This window comes from Massilia eburnea, assembly GCF_009720745.1.
Lineage (GTDB): Bacteria > Pseudomonadota > Gammaproteobacteria > Burkholderiales > Burkholderiaceae_D > Rugamonas > Rugamonas eburnea.
Window position 1 is genome coordinate 49,612 of the sequence record NZ_WNKX01000004.1, and the last position, 14,349, is coordinate 63,960.

The 14,349-nt window shown below is 63.4% G+C and carries 15 protein-coding genes; 9 read left to right on the forward strand and 6 right to left on the reverse strand.

The window, feature by feature from the left end; translation table 11 throughout:
• Positions 1–2: 2 nt before the first annotated feature.
• On the reverse strand, positions 3–389 hold the full coding sequence (locus GM658_RS06395; protein WP_155453189.1) for a BPSL0067 family protein: 387 nt from the start codon (positions 387–389) through the stop codon (positions 3–5).
• 193 nt (positions 390–582) lie between these two features.
• Between GM658_RS06395 and GM658_RS06400 the strand changes: the two genes are divergently transcribed.
• Together GM658_RS06400 and GM658_RS06405 are read left to right on the forward strand one after the other, a co-directional pair.
• Positions 583–963, forward strand: a complete 381-nt coding sequence (locus GM658_RS06400; RefSeq protein WP_155453190.1) for a glyoxalase superfamily protein — start codon at positions 583–585, stop codon at positions 961–963.
• A 7-nt stretch (positions 964–970) separates the two neighbouring features.
• Positions 971–1,450: a DUF4124 domain-containing protein gene (locus GM658_RS06405; RefSeq protein ID WP_155453191.1), complete on the forward strand. Its 480-nt coding sequence runs from the start codon at positions 971–973 to the stop codon at positions 1,448–1,450.
• Between the two features lie 18 nt (positions 1,451–1,468).
• On the opposite strand, the gene GM658_RS06410 is transcribed toward GM658_RS06405, so the two are convergent.
• The 3 genes from GM658_RS06410 to argH form a co-directional block, all read right to left on the reverse strand.
• Complete coding sequence (locus tag GM658_RS06410; RefSeq protein WP_155453192.1) at positions 1,469–3,169, reverse strand: TRAP transporter large permease; 1,701 nt, start codon at positions 3,167–3,169, stop codon at positions 1,469–1,471.
• On the reverse strand, positions 3,166–3,708 hold the full coding sequence (locus tag GM658_RS06415) for a TRAP transporter small permease subunit (RefSeq protein WP_155453193.1): 543 nt from the start codon (positions 3,706–3,708) through the stop codon (positions 3,166–3,168). The genes GM658_RS06410 and GM658_RS06415 overlap by 4 nt, the downstream gene beginning before the upstream one ends.
• A gap of 154 nt (positions 3,709–3,862) precedes the next feature.
• Positions 3,863–5,257, reverse strand: coding sequence for an argininosuccinate lyase (gene argH, locus GM658_RS06420; protein WP_155453194.1), 1,395 nt, complete (start codon positions 5,255–5,257; stop codon positions 3,863–3,865).
• Positions 5,258–5,319: 62 nt separating this feature from the next.
• Between argH and GM658_RS06425 the strand changes: the two genes are divergently transcribed.
• The 6 genes from GM658_RS06425 (at position 5,320) to GM658_RS06450 (ending at position 11,539) form a co-directional block, all read left to right on the forward strand.
• The gene (locus tag GM658_RS06425) at positions 5,320–5,835 is read left to right on the forward strand and encodes a hypothetical protein (protein WP_229416790.1); all 516 of its coding nucleotides are present in this window, start codon (positions 5,320–5,322) and stop codon (positions 5,833–5,835) included.
• Positions 5,836–5,909: 74 nt separating this feature from the next.
• Complete coding sequence (locus GM658_RS06430; protein ID WP_155453195.1) at positions 5,910–7,382, forward strand: cyanophycinase; 1,473 nt, start codon at positions 5,910–5,912, stop codon at positions 7,380–7,382.
• A 69-nt stretch (positions 7,383–7,451) separates the two neighbouring features.
• Positions 7,452–8,915 (forward strand): DUF4331 domain-containing protein, encoded by a 1,464-nt coding sequence (locus tag GM658_RS06435; protein ID WP_155453196.1) that lies wholly within the window; start codon positions 7,452–7,454, stop codon positions 8,913–8,915.
• A gap of 11 nt (positions 8,916–8,926) precedes the next feature.
• Positions 8,927–9,193, forward strand: a complete 267-nt coding sequence (locus GM658_RS06440; protein WP_155453197.1) for a hypothetical protein — start codon at positions 8,927–8,929, stop codon at positions 9,191–9,193.
• Positions 9,194–9,200: 7 nt separating this feature from the next.
• On the forward strand, positions 9,201–10,385 hold the full coding sequence (locus tag GM658_RS06445; protein ID WP_155453198.1) for a tetratricopeptide repeat protein: 1,185 nt from the start codon (positions 9,201–9,203) through the stop codon (positions 10,383–10,385).
• Complete coding sequence (locus tag GM658_RS06450; protein ID WP_155453199.1) at positions 10,382–11,539, forward strand: HupE/UreJ family protein; 1,158 nt, start codon at positions 10,382–10,384, stop codon at positions 11,537–11,539. The genes GM658_RS06445 and GM658_RS06450 overlap by 4 nt, the downstream gene beginning before the upstream one ends.
• On the opposite strand, the gene GM658_RS06455 is transcribed toward GM658_RS06450, so the two are convergent.
• Both GM658_RS06455 and GM658_RS06460 read right to left on the reverse strand, forming a co-directional pair.
• Positions 11,540–12,226, reverse strand: a complete 687-nt coding sequence (locus tag GM658_RS06455; RefSeq protein WP_155453200.1) for an anti-sigma factor — start codon at positions 12,224–12,226, stop codon at positions 11,540–11,542. It abuts the gene before it with no gap.
• Positions 12,223–12,783 (reverse strand): sigma-70 family RNA polymerase sigma factor, encoded by a 561-nt coding sequence (locus GM658_RS06460; protein WP_155453201.1) that lies wholly within the window; start codon positions 12,781–12,783, stop codon positions 12,223–12,225. Before GM658_RS06460 ends, GM658_RS06455 begins: the two co-directional genes overlap by 4 nt.
• A gap of 92 nt (positions 12,784–12,875) precedes the next feature.
• Between GM658_RS06460 and GM658_RS06465 the strand changes: the two genes are divergently transcribed.
• Positions 12,876–14,282: an IgA Peptidase M64 gene (locus GM658_RS06465; RefSeq protein ID WP_155453202.1), complete on the forward strand. Its 1,407-nt coding sequence runs from the start codon at positions 12,876–12,878 to the stop codon at positions 14,280–14,282.
• The last annotated feature ends 67 nt before the right edge of the window (positions 14,283–14,349 follow it).

Consider the following 14,349-nt stretch of genomic DNA (forward strand, 5'->3'; position numbering starts at 1 on the left):
GTTCATCTAATGACAAAGAACGCATCGGCGTTGTCGCTCGGCGAAACATAATTGCCGTTTTTGTCTTTTCTCAGCGAGGGGATGCAGCGAGAGCTTATCTGATGGCTCTTCTTGGTTTTCCATTGGTCCATCACGTGAATGCCGCCTATACCTTGTCGCAGATAAAGTGCTGCGTGATTTCCATGCGGTCTGTTGGGATAGCGGCCGTCAACGAATGTAGCGATCGCGGTGCCTTTCCTGAGCAGTCTGTTGCCGACCACTGCCTCACCTTGTCGCCAGTTGGCCGTAACGGGAGCGCCGGCGAAAACCTGTACTACTGCAACGCACTGTTCGTTTCCTACCAGTTCATGCTTTTCAAGCTGCTCAACTTGGTCGTAACGGTATGGCATGATTGGCCTCCAGTGGTTGATCCAGTACTGGAAGCGCAATTTGAATTTGGGGAGTACTTTTTGAGGCGGAGCAACCGCGGCGTCAAATCTGTTGTTCCTTTGCCGTAAAATTGACCGCGCACGATTGATTTTTGCCGGATGGCCCTGGCTTACATTATCATTGCCGTCCAGCAACATAACCGGGAGGCGGATTATGGGCGTGAAGCGTGAACTGCAGCGGGTGGTGCCGGCATTGCGGGTGGCCAGCTATGCGGCCAGCAAGCCGTTCTATGAGTCGCTGGGCTTCCGCGAGGAATGGACCCACCATTTCGAGCCCGGCCTGCCGACCTTTGCCTCGATGGTCTTCGACGGTATGGAAGTCTTCCTGACCGAGCATACCGGCGATTGCCAGCCCGGCGGCCTGGTGCATTTTTATGTTGCGGACGTGGATGCGCTGTACGATGATTTCCTCGAGTACGGCGTGAGTGTAGAGGAAGCGCCGAACAACGGCCTGGGCCCCGACCTGCGTGTCATGTCGGTACTCGACCCAGACCGGAACCGGCTCAAATTCTTGACCCAGACCCATTGGGAGTAAGCGCAAAATGAAGAAAGCGCTGTTGTTCGCAGTCCTCGGCTTTGCGGCGGTATCACAGGCCGGTGCGCAAGGGCTGTACAAATGCAAGGCCGACGGCAAGGTGACTTACCAGTCCATGCCGTGCGCCAAAGGCGGTGAGATGCTCGATGTGCCGCCGCCGCCAACCCCCGCCCAGGTTAGGGCCGCCCAGGATCGCTTGAAGGAAGACCGCGACCGCGCCAACCAGCTGGCTGAGCGCAACCGTGTCGAGCGCGAGCGCAAGGCGAGGGAGGAGAAAGAAGAGGCGCAGGAGACCAAGGAAGCCAATGCCGGCAAGGTCGCGGCCAAGTCGGATTGCGACAAGCTGCGCCTTCGCCGCGAAGAACTGTACGGCCAGCGCAACGACAACCGCCGCAATTCCCAGCTTGAAGCCATGGCCAGGACCCAGGACGAAATCGACAAGCTGGAGGCGAGCTACACCAAGGCCTCCTGCGGCCCGCTGGATTAAGCAGGCCGCTCTAGCCGCTTATTTTTTCTTCTCTTCTTCCGGCTGGGAGAAGTTCAGTTCCGGCTGTTGTTCCTCATCGGGCTTTTGCGCCGGTAGCGCGTCGGGAATGGCCGGCTGCTCGATGCGCAGGTCGCCCGACTCCACTTTTCCGGCGACGCCGCGGTCCAGGAAGACCGTTACCGTCTGCGGCAGCAGTACCACCAGCAGCACCATCAGCATCTGCAGGCCGACCCAGGGCAGGGCGCCCCAGTAGATGTCGGAAGATTTCACTTCCTTCGGCGCCACGCCGCGCAGGTAGAACAGCGCAAAGCCGAATGGCGGGTGCATGAAGGAGGTCTGCATGTTCACGCACAACATCACGCCGAACCACACCAGCGACGCCGATGCCGCCGCTTCCGGACTACCCATGATGCCTTCCAGCTGCGGCGCCAGCACTTTCTGCGCCACTGGCGCCAGCATCGGTACCACGATGAAGGCGATCTCGAAGAAATCGAGGAAGAAGGCCAGGAAGAATACGAACAGGTTCACCACCAGCACAAAGCCGATCCAGCCGCCTGGAATGCCGTTGAACAGGTGCTCGACCCACAGCCCGCCGTCCACGCCTTGGAACACCACCGAGAAGCAGGTGGAGCCGATCAGGATGAACACCACCATGGCGGTCAGGCGCATGGTGGACTGGTAGCTCAACTGGATCAGTTCGCGCAGCTCGGTGATATGGCTGGCGCGGAATACGACCCACGCAACGCAGATGTACAGCACGGCCAGGGTGAGCTGGACGGCGGCTTTGGCTTCCGGCATAACAGCACCGACCAGGGCTGCGCCCAGCAACGCTGCCATACCGACGCGGAAGAAGACTTTATCCCGTCCCTTGAATTCCGGCCGGCGGATCGCCGCCAGGATCACCGCGCCCAGCGCCCCCATCGCGCCCGACTCGGTCGGCGTAGCCACGCCCAGCATCATGGTGCCCAGCACCATGAAGATCAGCACGGCGGCCGGCACGATGCCTTGCAGGCACTGTTTCCACAGCGCCCAGCCACGCGGGCCCAGTTCGTTTTGCGGCGCCGCAGGCAGCCATTCCGGCCGCAGGCGCGACAGTACGAAGGTGTACAGTGCAAACAGGGCGATCTGCACCAGTGAAGGTCCCCACGCGCCCAGGTACATGCTGCCCACGTCGGCGGCGGCGGTCTGGGTTTTCAGCTGGTCGGCCAGAACCACCAGCACCAGCGATGGCGGTACCAGCTGCGTGATGGTGCCCGAAGCGGCCAGTACGCCGGTGGCGTAGCGCATGTGGTAGCCGTAGCGCATCATCACCGGCAGCGAGATCATGGCCATGGCGATCACCTGCGCCGCCACCGTGCCGGTGATGGCGCCCAGGATGAAGCCGACGATAATCACCGAATAGCCCAGGCCTCCGCGGATGCTGCCGAACAGGCGGCCCATGGAGTCGAGCATGTCTTCCGCCAGCCGGCACTTCTCCAGGATGGCGCCCATGAAGGTGAAGAAGGGGATGGCCAGCAGCAGGTCGTTGGCCAGCACGCTGCCGAAAATCCTCTGCGGCACCGCCTGCAGGAAGGGCACGCCGAAGAAGCCTTCCGAAATCGCGATCAAGCCGAAGAACAGGCCCACCGCCAGCAGCGAGAACGCTACCGGGAAGCCGACCAGCATGAACACCACCAGGCCACCGAACATCAGCGGCGGCATCAAATCCAATGGAATCATTGCACTGGCCTTTCGTATTTGCTGTCCAGGACCGCTTGGCCGGTGAGGTGGGCGATGCGTTTGATCAGTTCCGATACGCCTTGCAGCGTGAGCAGGGCAAAGCCGACCGGAACCACGAACTTGATCGGCCAGCGCGGCAAGCCGCCGGCGTTGCTCGATTGTTCCATGATGGCCCAGGAGGGCAGGAACAGTGATTCCCACGACAGCCAGGCAAACAGGATGCAGGCGGGGAAGAGGAAGAAGATGATGCCGAAGATGTCAATCCACAGCTGCTTGCGTTCGGAGACGTGGCCGTAGACCAGGTCGACGCGGACGTGTTCGTTACGCTGGAAGGTGTAGCTGGCGCCGAGCATGACGGCGGCGCCAAACAGGTACCACTGCATTTCGAGCAGGGCGTTCGAGCTCCAGTCGAAGCCGTAGCGGATCATGGCGTTGGATGCGCTGATGACGCAGGATGCCAGTATCATCAGGTTGGCCAGCTGGCCGCAGCGGTAGCCGATGCGATCCAGCCAGCCTGAAAGGCGGAGGAATCCTTGCATTACTTTTCTCCATTGTTGGAATAGTTATTGCAAGGATATTAGCGGCTTTGGGAAAACCGGTAAACCGGTGTCTGACCCACGGGGTCAGACACCTGGCCACGCGGCCGCCGCGTATCAGTGTCGGACCCTGTGGGTCTGACACTGGTTTCCCGGTTTAGGCCAGCTGCGAACGCACGCGTGCGATGGCCGCACGCACCTGGTCAGGCGCCGTACCACCCACATGATCACGCGCCGCCACCGAACCTTCCAGCGTCAGCACCGCAAACACATCCTCCCCCACCAGCGGCGAGAACGCGCGCAGTTGTTCGAGCGACATCTCCGCCAGGTCGATCTTCAGATCATCGCAAGCCCGCACCGCATGCGCCACCGCTTCGTGCGCGTCACGGAAAGGCAGCCCTTTCTTCACCAGGTAATCCGCCAGGTCAGTCGCCGTAGCATAGCCCTGCAGCGCAGCCGAACGCATCGCATCCGGCTTGACGGTAATCCCGCCGGCCATATCGGCGAAGATGCGCAGCGTATCGACAATCGTATCCACGGTATCGAACAGCGGCTCTTTGTCTTCCTGGTTGTCCTTGTTATAAGCCAGCGGCTGGCCCTTCATCAAGGTCAGAAGGCCCATCAGGTGGCCAAAGACACGGCCAGTTTTGCCACGCGCCAGTTCCGGCACGTCCGGGTTTTTCTTCTGCGGCATGATCGACGAGCCGGTGCAGAAACGATCCGCAATATCGATAAAGCCGACGCGAGGGCTCATCCAGATGATCAGTTCTTCCGACATGCGCGAGACGTGCATCATCACCAGCGAGGCGGCCGCCGTGAACTCGATCGCGAAGTCGCGGTCAGACACCGCATCCAGCGAGTTGTGGCAAACGTCGTCGAAGCCCAGGGTCTTGGCGACGCGCAGGCGGTCGATCGGGAAAGTGGTGCCGGCCAGGGCAGCGGCGCCCAGCGGCAGGCGGTTCACGCGCTTGCGGCAATCCTGCATGCGTTCGACGTCGCGGCCGAACATTTCAACGTAAGCCAGCATATGGTGGCCGAAAGTGATCGGCTGCGCCACCTGCATATGGGTGAAGCCGGGCAGGATCACGTCCGCATTCTTCTCGGCCAGGTCGACCAGGGCGCCGCGCAGCTGCTGCAGCAGGCCGGTGATGTCGTCGATGGCGGAACGCACGTACAGGCGGATATCGGTGGCCACCTGGTCGTTGCGCGAGCGGCCGGTGTGCAGGCGCTTGCCGGCGTCGCCAACCAGTTCGGTCAGGCGCTTTTCGATATTCAGGTGCACGTCTTCCAGGTCCAGCTGCCATTCGAACTGGCCGCCGTCGATTTCACCGCTGATCTGCGCCAGGCCTTTCTGGATGGCGGCCAGGTCGGCGGCCGGGATGATGCCCTGCGCGGCCAGCATGTCGGCGTGGGCCAGGGAACCCTGGATATCGGCCTTGGCCATGCGCTTGTCAAAAAACACCGAGGCGGTGTAACGTTTCACGAGGTCGGAAACAGGTTCGGAGAAACGTGCGGACCAGGCTTCCGCCTTCTTGGAGAATTGATCTGTCATGGTGATTTTGCTGTGAGATTAAGGCGTCGAATTCAAACGATTATAAATTAGTAGGAGAACTAATGAAGAAGTTAGCAACTTTGCTACTGTTGGTGCTGGCCAGCGGTAGCGTCCTGGCGGCCGATGCGCGTCCGGCCGACGTGGCGACCGTGGACGGCATCATGGCCGCCCTGTACGACACCATTTCCGGCCCCGCCGGCAAAGTGCGCGACTGGGATCGCCTGCGTTCCCTGTTCCGCGAAGATGGCCGCATGGTGGTGCACAGCGCCGGCAAGGACGGCGTGATCCACACCCGCGTGTTGTCGCTGGAAGACTACATTACCCGCGTCACGCCGGTATTCGCCAAAGAAGGTTTTTACGAATCCGAACTGGCGCGCAAAGGCGAGGAGTTCGGCCAGATCGCCCAGGTGTTCAGCACCTACGAGGCGCGCCATGCGCCGGCCGATGCGCCTTTTGTGCGCGGCATCAATTCCATCCAGCTGGTGAATGACGGCAAGCGCTGGTGGATTTCGCAACTTCTGTGGCAACCGGAAGGGGAAAAAACGCCACTTCCGGAGCGTTACCTGAAGGCGCGCTGATATTTAGTAAGAACGGGTGCACGATAGCGTTTTACTCCACCGTTGCGCCCGGCTACACTGTTGGAAAGATCCCGATGTCTAGCAACGATGCCAGTGAGCAAGTCGAACAGGAGGCCATCGTGAAGCTGTATTCCCCCGCCGGCCTGGCCCGTTTGGGCCTGGCCTTGCTAGCCGCTTGCGGCCTTCCGGTCCAGGCACGCGAGGCGCCCCCCACGAAACCTGTTCCCTCCACCAGCGGGCGCACCAGCACTACCCCGCCACCGGAGGCGCCAGCCAAGCCGCCGGGCACGCCGTCCAACTTGCCGCCCCAGCTACCCGAGACTGCAGCGCCGGTGCGGATTGTGGCCGGCGCCAGCGCCACGCTCAGTGGAGGTGGGGCGGCAATCGCGCCTTCGCCCGTGACGGCACACCAGGGATCGCTGGTCATCATTGGCGGCGGCCTGCGCGGCGATAATGCGGACGTGTGGCAGAGGATTGTGAAGCTGGCCGGCGGCAAGGGGGCGCGCATCGCGGTCTTCCCTTCGGCGGCAGGCAATCCGGAGCGTTCCGCCCAGACCATCATCACCTACCTGCGCAAATGGGGCGCGGACGCTTTCCTGGTGCCGGTGGCGGTGCGCCTGACGGGCAGCGATTACAAGAAAAATGCCGATGATGCCGCGCTGGCGAAGAAAATCCGCGAGTCCGACGGCATCTACTTCGCCGGCGGCGACCAGGGCCGCATCACCAAGGCCCTGCTGCGTGAAGACGGTTCGCAAACGGCGGTGCTGGAGGCGGTGTGGGACGTGTACCGCCGTGGCGGCGTGGTGGCCGGTTCCTCGGCGGGTGCGGCCATCATGAGCAGCACCATGTTCGCCAATCCGAAGGCGGTGCTGGCCATGCTGCAGACCGGTATTGCCGACGGCAGCCAACTGGGCCCGGGCCTGGGTTTCATCGGCGATGACGTCTTCGTTGACCAGCACCTGCTGGTGCGCGGCCGCTTTGCGCGCATGATCCCTGCCATGCTGGCCAAGGGCTACCAGATCGGGCTTGGCATCGACGAGGATAGCGCCATGGTGGTGAACGCCCAGCGCGAGGTGGAAGTCATCGGCTACAAGGGCGCGCTGCTGATCGACCTGTCGCGCGCCGAATGGGACAAGGATGCGCCGCACTTCAGCGTGCGCAATGCCGTGATCAGCTATCTTGATCGCGGCGACAAGTTCAATATCGGCACCCATATGTTCATGCCGTCCAACGACAAAGCCGGCGGCCGCATCGACCCCACGCGTACCCTGGGCCGCGGCGAGGTGTTCAGCAACGACGTGCTGGGCAACAGCGCGGTGATTGATTTGATGGAGCGCCTGATCGACAGCGACCAGAACGAGGCTATCGGCATCGCCAGCGGCAATCCGCGCTCGAATGGCACCGAGGTGGGCTTTGAATTCCGCTTCACCAAGACGCCCGACAGCGTGGGCTATGTCTCGAGCCTGGCGGAGGCTTATTCAGTGCTGAATATCCGCCTTGATATCCGGCCTATCGAAATCACGAGGCCCCTCTACAAATATAAATGACGCTTCTCTGAATCCGGCGGCGCCGCCGCTGCGTATATGCCATGGCAACCAACCTAGAGGGAGGAAACCATGGCACTCATCAAGCACGCTGCTGTCCAGATAGCCCTGCTGTCGGCCCTGGCGCCGGCAGCGCAGGCATCGAGCCACCGCGAAGCACCCTTCATCACGCGCCAGCCCAAGGTTGACGGAACCGACTTCTACATGTTCCGCAGCTACGAGCCGGGGCGCGAGCAATTTGTCACCCTGATCGCCAATTACGTGCCCCTGCAGGATGCGTACGGCGGACCGAATTTCTTCACCATGGATCCGGATGCGCTGTACGAGATCCATATCGACAACAATGGCGATGCACGGGAAGACCTGACCTTTCAGTTCCGCTTCACCAATACCTTCAAGAATGCCGCCTTCAATATCGGCGGCAAAAGTGTGCCGATTCCCCTGGTGATCAACGGCGGCCCGATCGACGGCGTCAACCCGGCAGGGCTGAATGTGCGCGAAACCTATACCGTGGACGTGGTGCGCGGTGACCGGCGCGGCGTGCGCCAGCCGGTGCGCATGGCGGGCAGCGGCGCTACCGTTTTCGACAAGCCGGTCGACAATATCGGCAACAAATCGATTCCCGATTACGCGGGCTATGCGGGCAAGCATGTGTACGCGGTGAACATTCCCGGCTGCGCGATACCAGCGCGCATGTTTGTCGGGCAGCGCAAGGACCCGTTTGTGGTCAACCTGGGCGAGACCTTTGACCTGATCAACATCAAGGCTCCTGCAGTTGAATTCCTGGCCAACGCGGAAAAGAATGCCCGCGATGACCTGGACGACAAGAACGTGACCTCGATTGAACTGGAAGTCGCGGCTTCGTGCCTGACTTCGGGCGCCGAGCCGGTGATCGGCGGCTGGACAACAGCCAGCCTGCGCCAGGGCCGCCTGCTCAACCCGAACGGCGGCTCGAAGGAGGGTGGGGCGTGGACGCAGGTCTCGCGTCTCGGCATGCCGCTGGTGAACGAGGTGGTGATCGGCTTGAAAGACAAGGACCGCTTCAACCACAGCAAGCCGGCCCAGGATGCGCAGTTTGCGGACTATGTCACGAACCCGACCTTGCCGGCGCTGGTGGAGGTGCTGTTCGGCAGCGCCGGCGCCAAGGCTCCTACCAATTTCCCGCGCAATGACCTGGTAAAAGTTTTCCTGACCGGTGTGCAAGGATTGAACCAGCCGGCTAACGTGAAGGCGTCCGAAATGCTGCGCCTGAATACCGCGATCGCACCGGTGGCGAAGGGGGCGCAGAAGCGGCTGGGTGTGATCGATGGCGACAACGCTGGTTTCCCCAACGGACGCCGCCCTGGCGACGATGTGGTGGATATCGCCCTGCGGGTGGTGATGGGCAAACTGTGTACCTTGAATATCGGCTGCGCAGCGGCCGATGCGCCGGCGGGTGCGATCCGCTTTACCGATGGCGCTTACCTGGATGACAGCTTCTTCGGTGCGGCCTTCCCGTACCTGAAAACGCCGATTCCCGGCTCGCCGCAGCAATAGGAGGCCAGGCCATGAAACGTTCAAAGACTGCATTCGCGGCCGCGCTGTCGTCCGCGTCGTTAGCTGCGCTGTTGGCCGGCTGTGGTGGCGGGGGCGGCGGCGATGCTTCGGCGGTGCCGGCCCAGGAGCCCGCGCCAGCGACGTCCGCCTCGGCCGACGTATTCACCGCCGCCATGGTGGCAATCGTCGGCAGCACCTCCGATACGACAGAGCCTGACGACGTTGAGCGTGTAGCGCCGACCCGGCCCGATGACCGCGAACCGGTGCCGGTGGAGTGAGGCTGCGATGAGACATCTCGTCTTTTTCGCGTTCGCATTGGCGGCCGCCGTCGCCGCGAGCGCGGCGCCGTTCGTGCCGCGATCCGGCTCGGAAGTGCTGGAGACGCTCCCCCGCCGGGCCGCTGCGCCAGATGCGGAGCTGCGCCGTCAGCGAGCGCAATTGTCGGAGGCGCCGCGTGATGCCTCGGCTGCAGCTGCGCTCGCCCAGCGCTACATTGAAATGGGCCGTGCGGCGACCGATCCTCGCTACTTTGGTTATGCACAGGCCGTGCTGGCCCCTTGGTGGCGCACGCCATCGCCGCCGATCCCTGTGCTGCTGCTGCGGGCGACGCTGCTGCAATCAAGCCACCGCTTTGAAGAGGCGATGCGCGACCTGGATGCCGTGACGCGCGCCGATCCGGCAAACGCGCAGGCCTGGCTGACACTGGCGACGGTGCAGGTGGTGCGCGGTGACTACGATGCCGCCGTTCGCAGCTGCGGTCGGCTGTCGTCATTGGCAAGCGACCTGGCCAGCATGACCTGCCTGGCCAATGCGCGCGCTGCCAGCGGCCAGCTCGCTGCCAGCGAGCGTTTGCTGGCGCTGGCGGTGGAGCGCAGCAATGCCAGCGTCGCCGATGCCGGTCTTCGGACCTGGGCCCTGACTTTGTCGGGCGAACTGGCGGCACGCCGCGGCGACACGCCGCTAGCCGAAGCGCGCTTCCGCCAGGCGCTCGCGCTCGCGCCTGCAGACAGCTACCTGCTCGGCGCCTACGCAGACCTGCTGCTGGACCAGGGCCGCAACGCCGATGTACAAGCCCTGCTGGGCAGCCATCTGCGCATCGACGGCTTGTTGCTGCGGCACGCGCTCGCCCTCCAGGCCGCCGCTGCCTCATCGCCGCCGGCGGCAGCGGCCGTCGCCGAACTGCAGGCACGCTTCGACGCCGCTGCGCGCCGTGGCGACGCGATCCACCAACGCGAGCAGGCCAGGTTCGAGCTGTATTTGCGCCACAACGCCCAGGCCGCGCTGCGGCTGGCGCTGGCCAATTGGCAGGTGCAGAAAGAGCCTGCCGACCTGCGCATCCTGCTGGAAGCCGCGCTCGCCGCGCGCGTCCCTACCGCCGCACGTTCCGCGCTGGCATGGCGCCGCCAGCGCGGGCTGGAAGACCGCATCATCGCTGCCCTTGCCGGCAAACTGGAGGGGGGGCCGGCATGAACCTGCGATCACACTTCGTTTGCAGCCTGGCTGCGCTGCTCTTCCTGCTCGCCGCCGGCGCAGCCGAGGCGCACAAGCCCAGCGACAGCTACCTGACGCTGCGCGTCACCACCACGGCCGCCGCTGGCGGTGTGAGGCCGAGCGGTGCAGCCGTCATCGAAGGCCGTTGGGACATCGCTTTGCGCGACCTCGATTTCGTCCTGGGCCTCGACGCTGATGGCGACGGCCGGCTGACCTGGGATGAAGTCCGTTTCCGCCATGCCGACATCGCTGGCTATGCCGTTCCGCGCCTCGGCCTGGCGTCTGGCTGCCGCCTCCAGGTAGCCGGCAACCAGGTCGACCGCCACACCGACGGCGCCTATGCCGTGCTGCTGCTGCGCGGCGCATGCCAGCCCGGCGCACCTTTCGCCATCGACTACAAACTGTTCGCCGACATCGACGCGCAGCACCGCGGTATGGCCAGCATCACCGTCGATGGCCAGCTGCAATCGCTGGTGCTGGGCGGCGACAGCACGCGCTTCGTGGCGGATAGCGAGGCAGTTGGCGGCCCGGTACCAGGCGCCGGCCGTGGCGCCAGCGGCCTGTGGCGCCAGGCCGGCGACTATTTGCAGCACGGTGTCTGGCACATCTGGACCGGCTACGACCACATCCTGTTCCTGCTCTCCTTGCTGCTGCCCGCCGTGCTGGGCAAAGGCTGGCGCCCTGCAAGCGCAGACGTATTGCGCGTGGTCACGGCCTTTACGCTGGCCCACTCGGTCACGCTCTCGCTGGCAGCCCTGCACGTGCTCGCGTTGCCGAGCCGCCTGATTGAATCCGCCATCGCCGCTTCTGTCGCCGTCGCAGCGCTGAACAATATCTGGCCGGTCGTTCGGGGCAAGCGCTGGCTGGCCGCTCTTGCCTTCGGCCTGCTGCACGGCTTCGGCTTTGCGGGCGTGCTGGGAGACCTGGGCCTGCCCAAAGGCGCTGCCGCGGTTGCGCTGGCAAGCTTCAACATCGGTGTCGAGCTGGGCCAGCTGGCAATTGTCGCAGCCTTCGTTCCACTGGCTTACGCCATGCGCAGCACATGGATGTACCGGCAAGTGATGGTGAAAGGAGGCTCGGCCTGCGTCGCCCTGTTGGCGACAGTGTGGCTGCTGGAGCGGGCAAGCGCCTGATTACATGGCCCGTACCCACGGGCCCTTGTACAGGACCGGCCCGGTCGGCCCATTCGGATTCGGCGATCCGCCGCGCGGTTCGAGCGAAATCGCCAGCACCACCACGTCGCTGCCGGTTGCTCCCGCCGCCAGCGAGAACGTGGCCCTTCCGTCCTCACCAAGGACGCCGAGCGAACGTGGCGGGCCAGCTTTCGGAATGGCCCACAATTGCAGCGAGCGGTCGAGCGGCACCGGCGCGGCGCCCACCATATGCACTTGCAGCACCCGCTTGCCGGTATCGGCTTTGACCAGCAAGGCGGGCTGCGCCTGCTCGTCGGTCAGCGTCGCCACCAGGTCGTAGGACGGCTCGCGCAGCTGCTGCACGCTGACCGTCACCACCAGCGCCGCCACCGCTGCGGCCGACGCCAATCCCAGCCCGAAGCCGCGCCAGAAATGCCAGCGGCTGCGTTCCGGCTTCAGGTGCAGGCGCATTTCGATATTGCGCCAGATATGGGGCGAGGGCGCTTGGGGGCGCACGAATTCGTGCATCGGCAGCAGGCGCTGCTCCCACTCCCTGACCAGCAAGCGCAAGGCCGCGTCGCTGTACATCCATCCCTCAAAGCGGCGCCGCGCCCCGCCGCGCAGGGCGCCGAGCACATATTCTGCGGCCAGCTTGTCGCGCAGGGCGTCGTTGCCACGGATCTTCATGGCGCTCCTCCCTGCGACAGGCAATTTTTCAGTTTCTCCATGCCGCGCCGGATCCAGGTCTTGATCGTCCCTACGGGAAGGGACAGGCGTTGCGCCACTTCCGTGTGCGACAAGTCATGGAAGAAGGCCAGGCCAATGGCCAGCCGGTGCAGGTTCTCCAGGCGCGACATGCAGCCGGCCAGGGCGCGCGCATCGCTGCTCATTTCGCTCGCCTCCGCCGGCGTGCTGGCATCGTCGCGAAGCAGGGAGTCCATTGTGGGATCCAGTTCCAGCGTATTGTCCGTCCGGCGCAGGATATCCAGCGCCTTGTTGCGGACGATGGCCGCCATCCAAGTCAAGGGCGCAGCCAGGCCGGCCTGGTAATCCGGCGCTGCGTGCCAGATCGACACGAAGCCTTCCTGCAGCGCCTCTTCGGCCAGCTCCCGCTTACGTAATATACGCAAGGCGAAGCCAAACAGTTTCGGCGCGGCGGCGTCATACAGCGCGCGAAAGGCTGCTGCATCCTGTCGGCCGGCCGCTGCCAGCCAGACGCTTAGCTGATCGGGTTCGATGGGCATGGAGCCATCTTATGCCTGCCTTTTAGGGCGGTCTACAGTATTCGGCAAAGCAAAGCTACAATATCCGCCACCGAAACCACACTGGAGACTTCATGCCGTATCTGAATCGACTGCTGGCGGGGGCTGCGCTGAGTGCCGTTGCCGGCCTGGCGCTGGCCGCGCAGCCTGCAACCGTGCGCCTGGACTATATGCACACTGGTAACGCGCTAAACGAAAGTTACGCGATCGAGCAAGTTGTGATTGAGCCGCTGCCCTGGCCGGGCGATATGTCCAAGACAATCGACACCACCAACCGCGGCGTGAACAAGGTCGAAGTGGCGGACGCCAAGACCGGCAAGCTGCTGTACACCCGCGGCTTTTCCACCGTCTTCGGCGAATGGAAGTCGACCGAGGAAGCGGGCAAGCTGACGCGCGGCTTCCATGAGTCGGTGCGCTTCCCGAAGCCGGACCGTCCCGTCAAAGTACGCATCCTGAAGCGTGATGAGCGCAATGAATTTTCCGTCGTGTGGAGCCTGGAGGTCGATACCGATGCAATGGACGTGGTGCGCAAGCAGGAGCCGGCGCCCGCCAAGCCGATCGCGATCCGCGTCAACGGCCCAAGCGAGAAGAAGGTGGACCTGCTGATCCTGGGCGACGGCTATACCAGGGCCGATATGGCAAAATTCGAGGCTGCGGCGCGCCGCCTGTCCGACTACCTGTTCACGGTGTCGCCGTTCAAGGAACGCGCGAAGGACTTCAACGTGTGGGCGATGGCGGTACCGACGCAGGAAAGCGGCGTGTCGCGGCCATCGACTAATACCTATCACTCATCGAAGCTGGGGGCACGCTATGACATCTTCGGCAGCGAACGTTACGTGCTGACGGTGGACAACCGCGCCTTGCGCGAGATTGCCCAGCATGCACCGTATGAGTTTATCGAAATCCTGGTCAATAACGAGACATACGGTGGCGGCGGCATCTACGGGCAGTTCAGTACTGCGGCGGCGGATAACGATTGGGCGAACTACCTCTTCGTGCATGAATTCGGCCACCATTTCGCGGGCCTGGCGGACGAGTATTACACCTCTCCGGTTGCCTATGCGACGGGCGGCGCGCGCATGGAGCCATGGGAGCCGAATGTGACGGCGCTGCAGGATCCTGCGAACGTGAAGTGGAAGAAGTTTGTCACGCCTGGGACGGCACTGCCGACCGCGTGGCCGAAGGCGGAGTATGAGGCGCATTCACGCGAGTACCAGAAAATTCGTGCGCAGCTGCGCAAGGATAATCGCCCGGAGTCGGAGATGAGCAAGCTGTTTAAGGAAGATCTGGCTTGGACTAACGCGCTGTTTTCGAAGGCGCCTAACCGCAAGGCGGTGGGGGCGTTCGAGGGGGCGAATTATGAGGCGACTGGCTACTACCGTTCGCAGCAGCAGTGCTTGATGTTTGATAGGAGTGAGGCTTTCTGCGCGGTGTGCAGCGATGCGGTGCAGGAGACGATTGATTTGTACGCGCCGCGCTGAAAACCGGTAACCCGGTGTCAGACCCACGGGGTCTGACACCAGTCTGCTGCAGCCGCGATTTACCGGT